Origin of the sequence: uncultured Porphyromonas sp., assembly GCF_915070105.1 — a bacterium.
Classification (GTDB): Bacteria; Bacteroidota; Bacteroidia; order Bacteroidales; family Porphyromonadaceae; genus Porphyromonas.
This window is the reverse complement of sequence record NZ_CAJZFJ010000047.1, coordinates 1-17,329: the sequence shown is the minus strand read 5'-3', so window position 1 is coordinate 17,329 and position 17,329 is coordinate 1. Positions and strand designations below refer to the sequence as shown.

13 protein-coding genes are annotated in these 17,329 nt (G+C 51.5%); 6 read left to right on the top strand and 7 right to left on the bottom strand.

Going from position 1 to position 17,329, the window contains the following annotated elements; translation table 11 throughout:
• Together QZ554_RS05915 and QZ554_RS05910 are read left to right on the top strand one after the other, a co-directional pair.
• On the top strand, window positions 1–1,273 hold a 1,273-nt coding region (locus QZ554_RS05915), incomplete at its 5' end, for a DUF349 domain-containing protein (protein WP_297194971.1).
• 39 nt (window positions 1,274–1,312) lie between these two features.
• A complete protein-coding gene (locus QZ554_RS05910) occupies window positions 1,313–1,648 on the top strand; it encodes a DUF6122 family protein (RefSeq protein WP_297194969.1) in 336 nt (111 codons plus the stop codon).
• A gap of 129 nt (window positions 1,649–1,777) precedes the next feature.
• Here QZ554_RS05910 and QZ554_RS05905 read toward each other — a convergent pair whose 3' ends face one another.
• The 6 genes from QZ554_RS05905 to QZ554_RS05880 are packed head-to-tail and all read right to left on the bottom strand — an operon-like array spanning window position 1,778 to window position 9,291.
• Window positions 1,778–3,232 (bottom strand): TrkH family potassium uptake protein, encoded by a 1,455-nt coding sequence (locus tag QZ554_RS05905; RefSeq protein ID WP_297194967.1) that lies wholly within the window; start codon window positions 3,230–3,232, stop codon window positions 1,778–1,780.
• Between the two features lie 15 nt (window positions 3,233–3,247).
• Window positions 3,248–4,600: a Trk system potassium transporter TrkA gene (gene trkA, locus QZ554_RS05900; protein ID WP_297194966.1), complete on the bottom strand. Its 1,353-nt coding sequence runs from the start codon at window positions 4,598–4,600 to the stop codon at window positions 3,248–3,250.
• 5 nt (window positions 4,601–4,605) lie between these two features.
• Window positions 4,606–6,549 (bottom strand): 1-deoxy-D-xylulose-5-phosphate synthase, encoded by a 1,944-nt coding sequence (gene dxs / locus QZ554_RS05895; protein ID WP_297194964.1) that lies wholly within the window; start codon window positions 6,547–6,549, stop codon window positions 4,606–4,608.
• A 13-nt stretch (window positions 6,550–6,562) separates the two neighbouring features.
• Entirely contained in the window at window positions 6,563–7,924 is a 1,362-nt protein-coding gene (gene hisS, locus QZ554_RS05890; RefSeq protein WP_297194963.1) for a histidine--tRNA ligase, read from the bottom strand.
• Between the two features lie 43 nt (window positions 7,925–7,967).
• Complete coding sequence (locus tag QZ554_RS05885; RefSeq protein WP_297179545.1) at window positions 7,968–8,465, bottom strand: dihydrofolate reductase; 498 nt, start codon at window positions 8,463–8,465, stop codon at window positions 7,968–7,970.
• 31 nt (window positions 8,466–8,496) lie between these two features.
• Window positions 8,497–9,291: a thymidylate synthase gene (locus QZ554_RS05880; protein ID WP_297194962.1), complete on the bottom strand. Its 795-nt coding sequence runs from the start codon at window positions 9,289–9,291 to the stop codon at window positions 8,497–8,499.
• Between the two features lie 1,133 nt (window positions 9,292–10,424).
• On the opposite strand from QZ554_RS05880, the gene QZ554_RS05875 reads away from it, so the two are divergent.
• The 4 genes from QZ554_RS05875 (at window position 10,425) to QZ554_RS05860 (ending at window position 14,870) form a co-directional block, all read left to right on the top strand.
• Window positions 10,425–12,356 carry a DUF262 domain-containing protein gene (locus QZ554_RS05875; protein WP_297194961.1) on the top strand — a complete coding sequence of 644 codons (1,932 nt, stop codon included), beginning with the start codon at window positions 10,425–10,427 and terminating at the stop codon, window positions 12,354–12,356.
• Window positions 12,343–12,822 (top strand): DUF262 domain-containing protein, encoded by a 480-nt coding sequence (locus QZ554_RS05870; RefSeq protein ID WP_297194959.1) that lies wholly within the window; start codon window positions 12,343–12,345, stop codon window positions 12,820–12,822. The genes QZ554_RS05875 and QZ554_RS05870 overlap by 14 nt, the downstream gene beginning before the upstream one ends.
• 87 nt (window positions 12,823–12,909) lie before the next feature.
• Complete coding sequence (locus QZ554_RS05865) at window positions 12,910–14,613, top strand: hypothetical protein (protein ID WP_297194957.1); 1,704 nt, start codon at window positions 12,910–12,912, stop codon at window positions 14,611–14,613.
• Window positions 14,607–14,870 (top strand): hypothetical protein, encoded by a 264-nt coding sequence (locus tag QZ554_RS05860; RefSeq protein WP_297194955.1) that lies wholly within the window; start codon window positions 14,607–14,609, stop codon window positions 14,868–14,870. Before QZ554_RS05865 ends, QZ554_RS05860 begins: the two co-directional genes overlap by 7 nt.
• Before the next feature lie 108 nt (window positions 14,871–14,978).
• On the opposite strand, the gene QZ554_RS05855 is transcribed toward QZ554_RS05860, so the two are convergent.
• Window positions 14,979–17,329, bottom strand: a 2,351-nt coding sequence (locus tag QZ554_RS05855) for a PD-(D/E)XK nuclease family protein (protein ID WP_297194954.1), incomplete at its 5' end; no start/stop codon positions are given.

Below are 17,329 nucleotides of genomic sequence, written 5' to 3'. Positions count from 1 at the left end.
GTTCTACGACCTAAAGGCCATCAATGACGACCTTCGCCAACTTGACTTTAAGAAGAACCTAGAGGCCAAGCAAGCCCTACTGCAGGAGCTCCGTGAGCTCGATGCCGTGAAGGATGTCATCGCAGCTCACCGTAAGCTACAGGAGCTGACAGCACAATGGCATGAGCTCGGCCCTGTGTCTAAGGAACTAAGGCAAGAGATTAATACCGAATTCAAGCAGCTAGCAGGTGCACTACATAAGCGTCACCAGGACTTCCACGACAAGCGTAAGGCCACAGAGGAGGAAAACCTCCAGGCCAAGACCAATATATGTATCAAGGTCGAAGAGCTCCTGATCGATGGTGTCCTAACCACCTATGCTGCTTGGTCTAAGGCTACCGATCAGATCAAGGCTATGCAAGCCGAGTGGCGCACAATCGGCTATGCTCCTCGCAAGGACAATGATATGATCTACCAGCGCTTCCGTGCAGGTGTAGATGCCTTCTTCCGCCATCGTGGTGACTTTATGAAGAAGGTTCAGGATCATAGCGATGAGGTGCTGAAGGTCAAGCGTGACCTCATAGAGCGCGCCAAGGCTCTACGTGAAAGCACCGACTGGGAGGCCACTGCCGAGGCTCTCAAGCAGCTCCAGAAGGAGTGGCAGGAAGCTGGCTCTGTATCGCAGAAGTATAGTCAGAAGATATGGGAAGAGTTCAGAGAGAGCTTCGACTACTTCTTCGAGCGTCGTAAGAAGGAAGGAGCACGCAAGTCTGGCATATACCACGAGGCACGTAAGAGCCTAGCCATAAAGCGTGAGATCCTCAAGGAGCTGACAGCTATCAACGAAGGCGAAGAGCCCGAGAACCTAAGAGAACTACTAGCCGAATATAACGAGCGCTGGAAGCAGGCTGGCTCTGTCCCCCACAAGGAGAAAGAGGCCATCAACGCAGCCTACAGAGAACTCCTCGATGCACTTCATGGCAAGCTGAGGAAGCACCGCTCCGAGCGAAGACTCTCTGGCTATGGGGCATCCCTAGATAACCTAGAGAACAAGGGAAGCAACCTACAGACTGAGCACTCTCGCCTGCAGCGACATCTCGACAGACAGCGTGCAGAGCTGAATACGTACGAGAACAACCTAACGTTCCTCAACGTAAGTAGCAAGAGTGGCTCGACTCTCCTGAATGAGATTGAGCGGAAGCGAGATGCCCTAATAGCAGATATTGAGCTTACTGAGAAGAAGCTCCGACTACTCGAACAGAAGGAGCGTGAGACAGAGCAGGAGGGGGAATAACCCTCTAGCTTATGCCTCGAGCTAAGAGAGCTATAGGGTATGCTTCGCGGGATCATTCATTATGGTCTACACTTCATCGCTCCCTACTTCATTGCTTATTTGTGGGGGAGGTCTAGGCAGGTCAAGGCTTACTTCATCCTACTAGCTACTATGCTGGTGGATCTGGATCACCTACTTGTACGGCCTATCTTTGACCCCAATAGATGTAGTGTAGGCTTCCATCTATTGCACTCTTATCCGATGATCGCTCTATATGCGCTACTCTGTATCCTACCTCTGCGCAGGCTCGGTCTACCATGGTGGGTGCGAGTCGTAGGAGTCGGGTTACTCTTCCACATGGTGACTGACTGGCAAGACTTCTACCTTTGGCGATAGCCTACAGAGGATGGGTGCCCCATCAGAAAGGACAGAGGCTCATATTTTAGCATAAAGGAATAAGCCCCAGGTGTGAAATGCACACCTGGGGCTTATTCCTTTTATGTAGAAGAGAGTGGTCGTGATAGATCACCTCTTCCAGAAGTATGGAGTAAGGATACCGAGTACTGTGAAGACTTCTAGTCGCCCAGCGAGCATAAGGAAGCAAAGTATGCTCTTCGTAAAGGCTCCTGCTTCGCTCACTGAGAGTCCGTACTTACCGATGCCTGGGCCAGAGTTACTGATAGCAGAGCATGTTATACTGACACTGGAAATGAAGTCATTCTGATCCATCAAGAGCAGGGTAGCCCCCATAAAGATCAACATGATGTACATAACGCAGAAAGCCAAGACCTGATGCACCGCACTCACACTGAGCTGACGCTTGTTCATCAGCACGGGGGTAAGTAGATGCGGGTGAATCTGCTTCTTGAATTCGTTGTATAGGTTCTTGAGCAGTACTAGGAAGCGGGCACTCTTCAGCCCTCCAGAGGTCGAACCTGCACAGCCATTGACGAACATTAGGATAAGCGCAAGCATCCATATAAATGGCCCCAGATGGGTCAGGTCCATAGATACATACCCGGTACTGGAGCCTAAGGAGATGGTCTGAAATAGGGCAAAGCGTACATTCTCCTCTATGGTGGGATACTGGCCACGTTGGTATAGGCTCACTGCCATCATTACGCCAATCGAGAGGATGAAGAGGCTAAAGAAGCGAAACTCTTCGTCCTTAAATAAGCGTCCGGGCTTCCCCGTGAGGGCAAAGAACACCAGGGTCAGGTTCAAGCTCCCGATGTACATAAAGCCCGAGATCACATAGTCTACATAGGGAGAGTGAAAGGCCTCTATACTAGCATTACGGGTAGAATATCCACCAGTAGAGATACAGGTCAAGGCATGGCAGACAGCATCGAAGAGGCACATCGGTCCTAGCCATAAGAGTACAATCAGCACCAACGTCTCTGCCAGATAGACGAGCCAAAGAGCCTTGGCAACGTCCGTAATACGAGGGAAGAAGCGGTCATGCGTGATACCAGTCGTCTCGGCATTGTAGAGCTGAGTAGCTCCACCACCGAAGATAGGCATCAGTGCTACGGTGAAGACGACGATACCTACCCCACCCTGCCACTGTGTGATACTGCGCCAAAAGAGTAGAGAGCGTGGCAGAGACTCTACATCCTCAAAGATCGTAGCTCCCGTAGTCGTAAAGCCCGAGACCGTCTCGAAGAAAGCATCAAGAGCATTATCTGTCGCTCCATACATGAGGAAGGGAAGCATCCCGATAAGCGAGAGCAAGACCCAAGTTAGGGTCACTGTAAGCATCCCCTCTCGACGTGTCGCTTGCTTCTTCTTTTTGACTTCCTTTCCTAGTCCTAGGAGGGGAAGCCCTACGCCAGTGAAGGCTAAGACCGTTCCAGCCCAAGGGAGGAAAGACTCACCCAGGCAGATAGCTAAGATAAGTATCCCGACTATGACACCAGCCTCCAGTAGGCACATCATGCCTAGGACACGACTGATGAATCGGAAGTTAATGGAGTGCATAGCTTCCACCTTATACTAGAAGAGCTTGTTCAGCTCATTGATAGAGACATCGTGGTAGAAGATGACCACATGGTCATAGGGCTCGAAGACCGTGTCACCATCGATCATAGCAGGTGTGCCATTGCGGATCATCCCACCGAAGGTAATGTTGGAGGGGAGGTTCAGTTGGCTGACCTTCTTCCCAACGATCTTGGAGTCTCGGCGGGCAACGAGTTCGACGACCTCAGCATTGCTTACGAGTGAGAGGCAGGTGACCTGCCCTGTCTGCTGTCCGAGGAGGATGCGGTAGATATAGCCTGCAGCTAGGAGCTTCTTGTTGATCAGAGTCCCAATATCAAGGCGATAGGCCAAGGGGATATAGTCGATATTCTCCTCCTTAGCGATCGTCTTGTAGACGTTGTACCTCTTGGCAGCCAAGCAGGCAAGGACATTAGTCTCTGAGTTCTCCGTGAGAGCGACAAATACCTGAGCATCACTTAGCCCTACCTCCTCACAGATCTCGGGGTCACGTCCATCTCCGTGATAGATCTCTACGTTGGCAGGCATACGCTCAGAGAGACGTAGACACTTGTCCTTATTGATCTCTATGAGGGCTATCTGGATGTTGGATGGGATCTTGGTGATGGCTCTTAGTGCTACTGGGCTAGCCCCCATTATGACGATACGCCGTATCTCAGGAGCGTCTTTACCAGCTAGCTGACGAATAACATCAGTGTGCTCTACTCCACAGGTGAAGAAGACGAGGTCGTTATGCTCAATCAGAGTACGACCACTCGGAATGATCGTATCTAAGTCTCGCTTTATGGCGACGATATGATAGGATTTGGACTCCGCCTCGGGTAGCATTCCCTTGAGCTCGTGGAGGTGCTTGCCCACAATGGGGGATCCTCGGCGTACCTTGACTCCGATGAGTGCTAGTGCACCATTGAAGAGAGTGATGTACTGACGAGCCCAGGGGTACTTCGTGATAGCAGCGATCTCGTTGGCAGCGAGTTCCTCGGGATAGATCATCCAGTCTACCCCGAGCTCTTCTAATAGCTTACCATATTCTGCCTCCAGGTACTCTGCATTATTGATGCGAGCTATGGTGTGCTTGGCTCCCACACGCTTGGCTAGCGCACAGGCCATAATGTTCGTGGACTCGTTGGGAGTCACCCCTACGAAGAGATCTGCACCCTCTACATGGGCATTCTCTAGGTCTGAGAGGAGCGTAGGACTACCCTCTATGGGAAGAACCTCTAGGTGGTGCGCTGCTCGTTCAAGTTTCTTCGCATCTGAGTCCAAGAGGACGATGTTCTGATCCTCATTGGAGAGCATCTTAGCCAGATGTGTCCCCACTTCGCCTGCACCTGCGATTATGATCCGCATTTTCTCTATGGTTGGGTGGCTAGGAGCTCCTTAGCCGTCTGATATATAGCCTCTTCATCTAGGCCACAGTACTTCCGCTGTTCTGCGGGCGTCCCATGGGCGATGAATTCATCGGGTAGTCCGAGACACTTGATCCTCGCTGTGAAGCCTCGCTCCATAGCGAGCTGTAGAATACCCGAGCCTACGCCCCCATTGAGGCATCCTTCCTCGATGGTAATTACACGCTTGCTCTGGCGGAATACCTGCTCCAAAGTCCCTTCATCGAGGGGCTTGGCAAAGACAAGATCGACATGTCCCACTGCGTAGCCCTCTCTCTGTAGGCGCTCTACGACACGGCTCACTGTCACTCCGAGTGGGCCAAGGGATAGGAAGGTAAGGTCCTCACCCGAGGAGAGTACCCGTGACTTAGCATAGGGATAGGACAGCATCGGCTGTCGCCAGTCTATGACTGACCCCGAGCCTCTAGGATAACGAATAGCGATAGGGCCAGACCACTCGAAGCAGGCGGAGCGCATCAGGTGCCTTAGCTGTATCTCATCATAAGGAGAGCAAACGGTCATTCCAGGGATTGTCCTGAGATAGGCTATATCGAAGGCACCCTGATGGGTCGCTCCATCCTCCCCGACTAGCCCTGCACGATCGAGACAGAAGACGACATGACTCTCCGTGAGTGCCACATCATGAATGAGCTGATCATAGGCTCGCTGCATGAATGTGGAGTAGATGTTGCACACGGGGATTAGGCCCTCGGCGGCCAAGCCAGAGGAGAAGGTCACAGCATGCTCCTCTGCTATCCCCACATCGAATGATCGCTGAGGGTAAGCCTCCATCATATAGGTCATTGAGCATCCTGTTGGCATGGCTGGTGTGACGGCTATTATACGCTCATCTTCATCAGCGAGCTCGACGAGCGTATGCCCGAAGACATCCTGATACTTAGGCGGCTGGGGGGTAGCACTACCTAGGACACGCTCTCCCGTCATGGGATCAAACTTCCCTGGGGCATGCCATACCGTGGGATCTTCCTCTGCTGGGGTGTAGCCCTTCCCCTTCTTAGTGCTGATATGTAGGATACGAGGCCCCTTCATATCACGGATATCCTGTAGGATCTGTACGAGGTGCGCTATATCGTGCCCATCTGTAGGGCCTAGGTATCGGATACTGAAGCTATCGAAGAAGTTGCTCTGCCCCGAGATTAGGGACTTGACTCTATTATTGAAGCGTAGCAACCCCTTGCGCTGATCCTCCTGGATGATGTGCAGCTTGCGCAGGGCACGATACATATCGTAGCGCATGCTGTTGTAGGTGGGATTGGTCAGCAGATTGACCATGTGCTTATTGAGCCCACCGACATTGTGGTCGATGGACATATTGTTGTCGTTGAGGATCACAAGGAGGTTATTGGGGAAGGAGGAGGCATTGTTCAGCCCCTCAAAGGCCATCCCTCCCGACATCGCACCATCACCGATAAAGGCTACGACACGGCGATGCTCCTCCTTCAGCGCAACGGCTACAGCCATCCCGAGAGCTGCCGAAATAGAGTTCGAAGCGTGCCCTGCTGCGAATGTATCGTACTCACTCTCGGATGGGATCGGGAAGCCTGCTAGCCCACCCCACTTGCGCAGTGTGCCGAAGGCCTCTCGGCGCCCTGTGAGGATCTTATGGACATAGGCCTGATGCCCCACGTCCCACACGATCCTATCCTCAGGAGTATCGAAGACGTAGTGCATGGCTACGGTGATCTCTACGGCTCCAAGGTTTGCACCGAGGTGTCCGGGGTTGACCGAGAGCGCCTCAAGCATGAAGCGACGGATCTCGGCACAGAGGTGCGGTAGTTGATCAGGGCTGAGACGGCGAAGATCCCTAGGCTCCCGGATCTTGTCTAGGAGCGGATAGCCTATCTCAGCTGATGAGGTGGGGGTGGTCTGTGATTCCTCTTGTTGTAGCACGTCTTACGGGCCTTTAGTGATAGATATACTCTAGTAGCTCCTCTTCGCTAAGCGTCTTCTGCTCGCCTAGGTGCATATCCTTTAGGGTAAAGCGTCCCGAGAGACGTTCCTCTTCGCCGACGAGGACGACATAGGGGATATGTAGGCTATCGGCATAGCTCATCTGCTTCTTGATCTTGGTGGGCTCAGGATAGAGCTCACAGCGCACTCCCGCACGGCGAAGGCGGGCGATGATGGGCATGAGATAGAGCGCATCCTCCTGCCCGAAGTTGGCAAAGAGCACCTGAGTACCGGTCTCTGCATCTTCGGGGAAGAGCCCTAGCTCTAGCAGGACATCATAGATACGGTCTGCGCCGAAGGAGATCCCTACCCCACTCAGTCCTCCGAGGCCGAAGATCCCCGTGAGGTCATCATAGCGTCCACCGCCTGAGATACTTCCCATAGCGGCATCCAGAGCCTTGACCTCTAGGATAGCTCCTGTATAGTAGGATAGCCCACGGGCTAGGCTAAGGTCTATAGCTAGCTCTGCGGTGAAGTCCAGGTGGTCGGTATGGTCGAGGATGAAGAGTAGCTCCTCGATCCCCTTCTGCCCCTGCTCTGACTGAGCTAGTAGGGAGGATAGCCGCTGGAGCTTCTCCCGATTAGTGCCCGAGAGTGAGAGCAAAGGGCGTAGTCGCTCTAGCTCCTGCTCGGTGAAGGCCTTGCTTCGGAGCTCATCGAATACCTTCTCCTCCCCTATCTTGTCGAGCTTGTCGATCGCCGTCGTGATATCGATCAGCCGATCCTCAGCTCCTATGACTTCAGCGATACCGCCGAGTATCTTTCGGTTGTTCAGTAGGATGCGTACACGCAGACCTAGACGGCGGTAGACCTCGTCTATGATCTGTAGTAGCTCCACTTCATTGAGGAGCGAGGTGGAGCCGATCACATCCGCATCGCACTGGTAGAACTCTCGGTAGCGCCCCTTCTGTGGGCGGTCAGCACGCCATACGGGCTGTATCTGATAGCGACGGAAGGGCAACGTAAGCTCTGAGCGATGCATGACCACGTAGCGAGCAAAGGGTACGGTCAGATCGTAGCGTAGCCCCTTCTCACAAGCTTTATTGGCGAAGCGTGTGGCATTGCGCTCCAGTAGCTCCTCATCGCTGAAGTCCCGTAGGGCATCCCCAGAGTTCAGCACCTTGAAGAGTAGACGGTCGCCCTCCTCTCCATATTTGCCCATTAGGGTAGAGAGCTGCTCCATCGTTGGGGTCTCGATCTGGCGGTAGCCAAAGAGAGCGTAGACCTCTCGGATGGTGTCGAAGATATAGTTACGTCGTGCCATCTCTACTGGCCCGAAGTCTCGCATACCCTTAGGGATCGTTGGTTTCTGCATCGCTTAGTAGCTTAATATATGTCTTAAGTATCGAAGTCTTATGTTAGCACTGCCCCCTCTTTCGTACGAGAAGGCTAAATCGTGTGGCATATTCGTTCCGCTCATCTGCGGGATATTCCTGCACTTCCTGCTCCACCCACTGCTCCATGTCAAGGGCAGGGAAGAATGTATCCGCTCCAGGGAAGGAAGCTCGGACGTATGTCAGATAGATCCTATCTACCCGTGGGAGGAAGGCTCCATAGATCGCTCCTCCACCGATGACGAAGACCTCTTCGTCCTGCTCTACCTCGGAGAGAGCCTCCTCGACCGAGGCATAAACCTCTGCCCCGGGCAGAGAGCCTAGAGTACGGCTGATGACGATATTGCGTCTATTGGGCAGAGCGCCATTGGGGAGGGACTCATAGGTACGTCGTCCCATGAGTATGGTATGTCCTGTCGTCAGAGCCTTGAAGCGTCGGAGGTCGTCAGAGAGCCGCCATAGGAGCTGGTTGTCCTTACCGATCGCTCTATCCTCACCCATAGCGACGATGATGGAGAGTATCATATCTACGTATCTTGTCCTATAAGGGGGGTTAGACGGAGACCTTTGCTGCTATGTGGGGATAGGGCTCATAGCCTATGAGCTCAAAGTCCTCATAGGTGAAGTCCTCCAGCTGACGGATCTGTGGGTTGAGCTTCATCTGAGGTAGCTCCTTAGGTGTACGCTCTAGCTGGAGCTCGACCTGCTCTAGGTGATCTCGATAGATATGGACATCTCCGAAGGTATGGACGAAGTCCCCTACCTCCAGTCCCGTCACCTGTGCGATCATCATCAGCAGCAGGGCATAGGAAGCAATATTGAAGGGTACACCGAGGAATACATCCGCACTACGCTGATAGAGCTGTAGGCTGAGTCTCCCCTCGGCCACGTAGAACTGCATCAGGCAGTGACATGGAGCGAGTGCCATCTGATCAAGCTGGGCTACATTCCATGCCGAGACGAGCATTCGCCGACTATCGGGGTCTCGCCTTAGCTGATCGATGATCTGCTGAATCTGGTCGATATGCCCCCCTTGGTAGTCAGGCCAGGAGCGCCACTGGTAGCCGTAGATGGGCCCCAGGTCTCCATCCTCACGTGCCCACTCATTCCAGATCCTCACCCCATGCTCCTGTAGGTAATGCACGTTGGTATCGCCCCGTAGGAACCATAGGAGCTCGTAGATAATACTCTTCAGATGGAGCTTCTTGGTCGTCAAGAGGGGGAATCCCTCCCTAAGATCGAAGCGCATCTGATAGCCAAAGGTGCTGATCGTCCCCGTACCGGTACGATCGCCCTTCTCTCTACCTGTCGCTAGGATGTGGCGGAGTAAGTCTTGATATTGCTTCATTGCTTTGTTCCCTGTGCCGAAGTCTTTTTGTTTACAAAGATACATAAATTAGCCCCCTCAGCCTAATAGAATTAGGCGCACCACTGAGGGACATAGAGGTGCACCAGAACTACTATATATATGTATGGCTGAGGAGCGACGTATCAGAGAGTGGCATCATCATGCGCCCCTACAATGAGCCATGTGCCAGATAGCTATATATTCGGTGTAATTTATCGAAGAACTAGCACCCCATCTACGAGGTACAAAGCTCTCCAAAGGGAAAACCTAAGCGTCTCCCATCTAGGCCTCTATCCCCTATCTGACTGTCTCCTAGGATAGCTCTGTTTGCCACGTCCCCCCAATGGCAAAGCGTCTTCCTACCCTCCGATCTAACTAGCTCTGTATCGCACACATCGAGAGGGAGCTAGTGGACATACTGAGAAGGGTGAATAGGACATATAATGTTCGCAGTCGTCACCTTACATAGGTGACGACTGCGAACATACCGACACCTCTCCTAGGCTCATTATATGTATTCTGTAGGGCAGTAGATACGCCCACTACATGCAATGTGCATTCTCCACCCCGTAGTCACCGGCAGGATCATGGATTTTAGTCTCTTGTATCATACCATCGTAGGCTCTTATTCTCACCTAAGTACTATACTACCAATTCGAAGGCTTTACGGAGAGATGCACGATACAAGCCCCTAAAGCTGAGGGCTAATCCACGAAACCACTAGAGATCGAGGGGCTAAGTGGGTGAAGAGCCTACACCCTGGATAGAAGCATCTGTATCCTAGGTATAGACTTACCAAGTGTATACCTGCTACCTAAGAGGGAAATGTGTACACGCTTGTACACTACTGTATACCCACGTGTATACTACTGTGTACACGCGTGTACACTACCTCGCTCTAGGTATGAGCTCAGTAGAGTCTTCCCGCATTGGCTTCTGCGGAGCTAAGGACTAGGCGCTCTCGTTAAGTCTAAGCCTTTCTTGGACATGCTATTATCCCCTCAGAAAGGGACAAAGAGTGGAGGATACAATGAGAGCTGTATCTCCCGCTCTACGTTGTATGTTCCGTACCCGATTGTATTTCTCAGAGGAAACCCTTTCCTTTGTAAGCTCACAATATCACAGAAATACATATGAAACAACGCCAACTATATTTACGTAGTATCCGAGAGCTATTCGGATTACGGTTCTTCATCCCAGCTTACCAGCGAGGATATCGATGGACAAATGAGCAAGTGACGGCACTCCTTGATGACATTCTCGAGTTTGTACAAAGACCTGCGGGGGATACGGATGCAGGGAGCTTCTACTGTCTGCAACCTATCGTCGTACGTCAGGGTATTGATGATAGGGGGACATACTATGAGGTCATCGATGGACAGCAGCGCCTAACGACTCTCTACATCATCCTAAAGTACTTCCAGCCACAGCCAGAGTTCCTCAGATACAATCTTCCTGAGCTGTACGCCCTAGAGTATGAGACGCGGCAACAGGGAGCATATGATAGCAATCAGTTCCTACAGCGTCTAGGGAAGGAGGTGACTCAAGAGGAGGCTGATACCAACATAGACTATCACTTCATGTATCAGGCCTACCAATCGGTGAAGAATTGGGTTGTTGATAAGCGACATAACTTTCACCAGCATATGGATCCCTTCTTGAATGCGCTCATCCTATCGCCATCCGATAACGATAAGACAAAGCTATCCAACGTCCGTATCATCTGGTATAATCTGGGAGAAGGCTCGAAGGAGGAATCCATACAAGTCTTTACTCGTCTCAATATCGGTAAGATCCCCCTCACCTCAGCTGAGCTCATCAAAGCACTCTTCCTGCAGAAGCGTAACTTTGACCCAGCCCTTCTCTCGCTCAAGCAACTACAGATAGCGACCGAATGGGATCAGATCGAGCAAAGACTGCAGCAGGATGAGCTCTGGTGCTTCCTAACCAATGAGCCCCTAATGGCGGGGAGCACTCGTATCGATCTACTCTTTAGTTTGGTCAAGGGGCCAGATGATCGTAGAGACACCCTAGGTCCATTCCTTTCCTATTATGAAGGGCTTCGTGACAAAGATCAAATCGTCAGGGCAAAGTATATCGAAAAAGAATGGCTCAAGGTCAAACACTGCTATCTCCGCCTAATCGAGTGGTTCACAGATCGCCAGCTCTATCACTATATCGGCTTCCTCATACAGACCCATGATACCTCTGGGTCTAGTAAGAAGGAAGACTATCGAGACCTGCTACGGAAACTACTATCTACTTCTCGGGAGATGAGTAAGACGGACTTCTTGAAGGAACTGGAAGGGAAGATAAAGGATCGACTACCCCAGAAGAAAACGCTCAGCGAGTTGACCTACTCTGCAGATAGGAAAGCTATTGAGCGGATACTCTTGCTCTTCAACATAGAGACCCTGCTACAGGAGGATAAGAGTGAGGCACGCTTCCCCTTCCACCTATTCAAGAAGGAACGTTGGAACATTGAGCATATCTGCTCTGTCGCAGACGACATCACTCCCTCTAAGCGTATCCCTAAGAATAAAAGGGGAGATTGGGCTAAAGATCTTATTCCTCTCTTCCCCAATACCAATCAGCCCGCCCATGGAGCGAAGAAGGGACAAGATATACAACAAGAGAAAGGGCAGAGTATACGAGCCAAGCTAAACGAGCTAGCCAAGGGCACCAAGGAGTACGACGATGGAACCTTTGATAGGCTCTACGGGGAGGTCGCTAGGTGGCTCCACGAAGGTGATCAGATAGAGGAAGAGGATAAGGATGGCCTAGGCAACCTTGCTCTACTTGATGAGCGAACGAACAAGAGCTATAAGAAAGCCTTCTTTGCTGTGAAGAGGATGACTATTATTGACCTTGATCAGCATGGACGCTTCATACCCATTGCGACAAAGAACCTCTTCCTCAAGTATTACACGAGGTTCCCAATGAGCATGCTCTATTGGTCTAGTATGGATGCCAAGGACTACCTCAGCACCATAGGACAACAACTAAAGAAATTCTATCCTACAGATACCTCCGTAACAAGCGATCAGAACGATGACAGCAAATAACTCCGCTACTGGAGAGGCTGGCGTACGCCTTTCCTTCTACCAGCTCCTCACCGAGCGGGACTATATCATTCAGATCCCGATTATCCAGCGAGACTATACCCAGGGGTGCGATCGGCACCAGCAGGTACGCGATACCTTCCTCGATACTCTCGCCTCTTACCTCGAAGGGGGACTGCCTCATCGAGACCTAGACTTCGTCTACGGGAGTAGTAGACGCATAGGCGACGTGACCTATTTTATTCCTCTCGATGGCCAGCAACGCTTGACGACGCTCTTCCTCCTGCATTGGTATCTAGCACAGATTACACCAGAACAGGATCTTCGTGACAGATTCCTCACTGCTCTACATAGGGAGGATGGTGCAGCCCGCTTCACCTATGAGACTAGGAGCAGTAGTCGGGAATTCTGTGACTTGCTGATTCGCCCAGAGTATAGCCTGCATGAGGCGCTTCATCCCTTCTCTTAGCCTGTCCAAGAGCGGCGGATCTCTCGTCTCATAGAGGATGCTTCATGGTTCCTGCGCTCCTGGAAGCTCGATCCTACGATACAAGCTATGCTCCAGATGCTCGATGCGATAGATCGAAAGTTCTGGGATAAGGAGGAATATCTGGAGCTCCTCCTGAACGTAGATCGCCCCATCATCACCATGCTCTATCTCGATCTCGAGGAATTCAAGCTCACGGATGACCTCTATATCAAGATGAATGCCCGAGGGAAGCAACTTACCCCCTTCGAGAACTTCAAGGCGCAGTATGAAGATTATCTAGGAAGGGTACACCCAGACTATAGGATAGACTTCGAGCAGAAGATCGATACCAAGTGGGCAGACCTCTTCTGGAACTACCGGGGCATAGACGGGAACGATACCTATGATGATGAACTAAGTAACTTCATCAAGGCTATCTTCGCTGGAGCCTATGCGGAACGTGAAGACGTGAGCAGGGAGAAACCAGTGGAAACTCTCAGAGAACTCATCAGTGCTAATAAGTCCAACCCATTCAGTGTCTACAAGGAGAGCGTCCTAGTCGAGGGAGAGACAGCTAGTGATACCCTGATCAAGGCTCTAGATACCCTCAGCAATGGGGATAAGAAGATCAAAGAATACCTCCCCGAAGAGGATCGCCCATACTACAAGGAGAATGAGGTCTTCGAGAATGTACTGCGAGACAGTATCACCTCCTATAGCGAGCGTATTAGTTTCTATGCCTACATCCACTACCTGATACGCTACGGGACGAGTGCCCCCGAGGGACTCCATGACTGGATGTGCCTGATGAGTAATCTCTATCACCAGGAGAACATCCCCTTCGACAGTCTACCCCACTTCATAGCAGCCGTGAAGTCCGTTCAGGAGTTATTACCCTATGCCGACAAGATTATAGACTACCTTTCCTCCGAGAAGAAGATCCCAAGCTATTCCTTCCGTTGGCAAGAGCAGGAGGAGCTCGTTAAGGCTCGATTGATTAAGCGAAGTCCGCAGTGGCGTACGCTGATCGAATCGACTGAGAAGAACCCTTACTTCACGGGGCAAATAGGTTTCCTCTTAGACTTTGCGGGTATCTATACCTATTGTGAGGAACATGCCGGTAGCTGTGATTGGGCAGAGGAGCTGGATCAAGCGTACCAGCGAAAATTCAGTTGCTATGCCGAGGCTGCCAAGGCTATCTTCTCCCAGAGCTATGCTGATCGAACTAAGCCCACAGACTATCTCTTTGAGCGTGCAGTACTCTCAAAAGGAGGAAAATATCCCATTTGGGGGACAGCCTGGCGGCGTAATCTACTTTCTACCTGCGAGGTGGGTGGAAACATTCGACGAGACTTCAGTTGGAAGCGTCTATTCCGTGTAGTGCCCAGCGAAGGGCAGGATGAAGAAGATAAGAATAAGGAGGGTAGAAAGGGGGTTCAAGCAGTCTTAGATGATCCCCTGTTCCAAATCGAGAACATCGAGGACTCTCTGAGACAGATCTGCTCCCAATGCCCTAAGACAGAATGGTATTATCCCCTAGTGGTTTCTAAGGAGTTGATCGAATATTGCTCCAAGGGATTTATCACCTTCTATCCGGCTGGAGACTCCTCTCTAAAGGATCATCAGATCTTCCTACTAGGTACGACACAGATGAATGGTAGGCATGTAGAGCTCTACTCCTACTACATTTACCGCCATATCCTAGAAGAGAAAGACTGCCTATATAGAGAACAAACTAGCACTAGTAGCCTCTGTGAGGTTGAGTTGGGAAGAGAGAAAAGCATGTGCTGACGTTATTCTTTGATGCACAGGAAGGGCACTATACTCTGAGCATTGAGTATAAGAAAAGGGTGGATAGTCACCCCTCTCACTCCCCCCGACAGACCCAGCTTGAGGAGATGGGCTTCTCTTGGTGCGACAAATACTCTCGCTATCACATGCTCTGCCCTGAGCCAGGTGCACTGGGGACAGATGGCACACTCCCTGAACGTGTCGCTCGCCGGCTAATAGAGCTCAGAGATGAGATTCGTAGCCTAGAGAAGGAATAGAGTAGATCAGAAGGAAGGGGAGGAGGCAAAGAAGAAGTGAGGGGAGAGTTCGTCGTGGTGCGAACTCTCCCCTCACTTCTTTATGGGGCATAGTATCAGCAGGGAGCTCTATCGTCCACAGCTAGAGGCGAAGGGGCAATAATCGCATACCTTCGAATCCTCTGTTTGGCAGAAGGGGACGCTAGGGTCGAAGAGCTCAGATAAGACCTCTTTCATGAACTCATTGAACCTCTCTTCGACCTCTGAATAAGGACGGGAGAGTGCATTCTTCCCGTTTTCATCAGGGAGCTTGACCAGTGGGTCAAAACTCTCAGTAGAGACCATAAGTCCCTCCGTACCCCTCAGCGCATAGATGGCTGGATAGAGGCTCTGTGCTGGCTGCCCACTACTCACCGAGAAGGCACAGTAGATGAGTGTCTGTACAATAGCTTTGTATTTCGAGTCATGGAGCTTATCCCAAGAGGATAACTTCAGCTCCGCTCCTCCAGTCTTATAGTCTACGACACGGATACGGACCTCACCCAAATTAGCTCCTTGCTTCATCTCGAGACTATCCATGCGGTCAATTGTTCCCTTGAAGTAGACCTTACGACCATCCTCCAGGAGAAAGGTAGTCTTGCCGCTTTGTTCACTGCCTAGATAGGTAAATGGAGCCATCTGTATGTCATACTCGAGGATGGAGCGAACATAGCTCTCGATCATCTGACAGTAAATCTGATCAAGCCCTCCGAGCTTCCGCTGTCTCTGTCTAGTCTGTCCCAGAGGTTGAGGATAGATTACTTCTAGGTACTGGTCCTTGAGAATGGAGCTTACTTGCCCCCGCATCTGCTCAAGTGCAGCCTTGGTTACCTCACTTCCTACTCGCTTATAGACCTCCTCCATCGTGCGGTGTAGCACTGTACCGAAGTCATTACTCTGAAGGACTATGGAGGGCTCCTCAGGCTCCTTTAGCCCCTCAATCACCTCGTAGTAGAAGCGCAGAGGACAACTGATATAGCTATTGAAGCGACTAGGAGAGAGCGTCTCCCCTTCGGGATGAAGATACTTATTTAGCTTCTCCATGACAGCCTCATTCTTCTCCTTCTGAATCGAAGCTACGGGCTGACGACTACTGCTTAGCTGTAGGGTGGAGACCTTCACATCGATCCCATAGACATAGCGTAGGAGACCTATGTAGCGACTCTCCTCGCCCCCCGATCGCTTTGTCTCGGCAGGGGCAACGACGAAGATGAGTCTCTTAGCACGAGAGATACTCTGGAAGAAGGTATAATCCTGTCCAAGGTCATCTGTACCGCCAATAGGCAAACCAAAACCTCGCCTTAGAGTAAAGGGAATCAAGGTAGAGGTGTATTTATTGGGAGGTAGTACTCCCTCCTGAGCCGAGAGGTAAATCATCGTCTCTAGGTGGAGGGCACGTGTCTCGAGTAGCCCCATGACTTGTACTCCTCTCAGAGGGTCACCCTCGAAGGGGATAGTGACGGTATGCACGAGTTCGCTCAGGAGGTGCATCACCGTAGGGAGCTTGAGCGTATCGAGATAAGGGGTGAGAAGTCCCCTCAGACGCTTGACAAGGCGCAGATAGTGATAGATGAACTCAATATCAAAGGTCGAGAGACGATCTGCTCCAGGCTGATCCACCACACTGCCTTCAGTGGACTCTAGATTGGAGCTGTCCTCCTTGGGGTTGGTCTCTCCGTCTACGGGATCTTGAGCTGCTAGGATCAAGTACTCTAGGATCTGCTGGATGCGATCTAGTAGAGAGGTAGCTGTCTCGACTGGCTCTAGGAGCAGATGGATCAGAGAACGAGAGGATTCGGAGGGGGGAGCAGGAGAGAGCACGGAAGAGGAGAGTAGCTCCTGAATAGGATAGAAGAACTTCTTCTGTCCTCGTATCCTCGCAATTAGCTCAGATGCCCTAGGAGCGTAGTCCAAGACAAGCCTTTCGCTAAGTAGCGCAATCAGTTGGTCTGAGGGTAAGTAATCCTTCCTCCTAGCAGCAAACTCAAGTAGACTAGACCACCTCTGGAGCAATAGGGCTATAGGCGTCCTATCCAGCGGATAGCCAAGGGAGATATTGATGTGTGTGAAAGTCTCAGGAAGAGAGCTGGCTGTCGGGAGTAAGAGCCCCTCGTCTGGGAGGATAATGGCTGTCGTCAGCCCTTCGTCTGAGGGCTCAACCTCCGCACGATCTAGTATGAGGGGGAGCCCCTTGACCTGCGCCATGAGGCTAGCGCTATGTATGACCTCTACCTGTGCAGGTAGGCATGGAGCCATAGGATCATCCCATGCTCCTCGGACCTGCCCAAACTCTTTGATGAGGTTTGAGAGGTAGTGATGAGCAGGATGAAGCTCATCCTGCACAATCTTCACGGCTCTATCCCAGCAGAACTCCGCCTTCTCTCTTGTCCTCAGTCGGCGAAAGAGTTTTCTCTCTGCTTCGGTAATATGAAAGAGACCAA

What these genes read in the sequence shown, in the direction of transcription:
- QZ554_RS05910 (WP_297194969.1), top strand. Translation starts at nt 1,313, where the DNA reads ATGCTTCGCGGGATCATTCATTATGGTCTACACTTCATCGCTCCCTAC.
- QZ554_RS05905 (WP_297194967.1), bottom strand. Translation starts at nt 3,232, where the DNA reads ATGCACTCCATTAACTTCCGATTCATCAGTCGTGTCCTAGGCATGATG.
- trkA (WP_297194966.1), bottom strand. Translation starts at nt 4,600, where the DNA reads ATGCGGATCATAATCGCAGGTGCAGGCGAAGTGGGGACACATCTGGCT.
- hisS (WP_297194963.1), bottom strand. Translation starts at nt 7,924, where the DNA reads ATGCAGAAACCAACGATCCCTAAGGGTATGCGAGACTTCGGGCCAGTA.
- QZ554_RS05880 (WP_297194962.1), bottom strand. Translation starts at nt 9,291, where the DNA reads ATGAAGCAATATCAAGACTTACTCCGCCACATCCTAGCGACAGGTAGA.
- QZ554_RS05875 (WP_297194961.1), top strand. Translation starts at nt 10,425, where the DNA reads ATGAAACAACGCCAACTATATTTACGTAGTATCCGAGAGCTATTCGGA.
- QZ554_RS05870 (WP_297194959.1), top strand. Translation starts at nt 12,343, where the DNA reads ATGACAGCAAATAACTCCGCTACTGGAGAGGCTGGCGTACGCCTTTCC.
- QZ554_RS05865 (WP_297194957.1), top strand. Translation starts at nt 12,910, where the DNA reads ATGCTCCAGATGCTCGATGCGATAGATCGAAAGTTCTGGGATAAGGAG.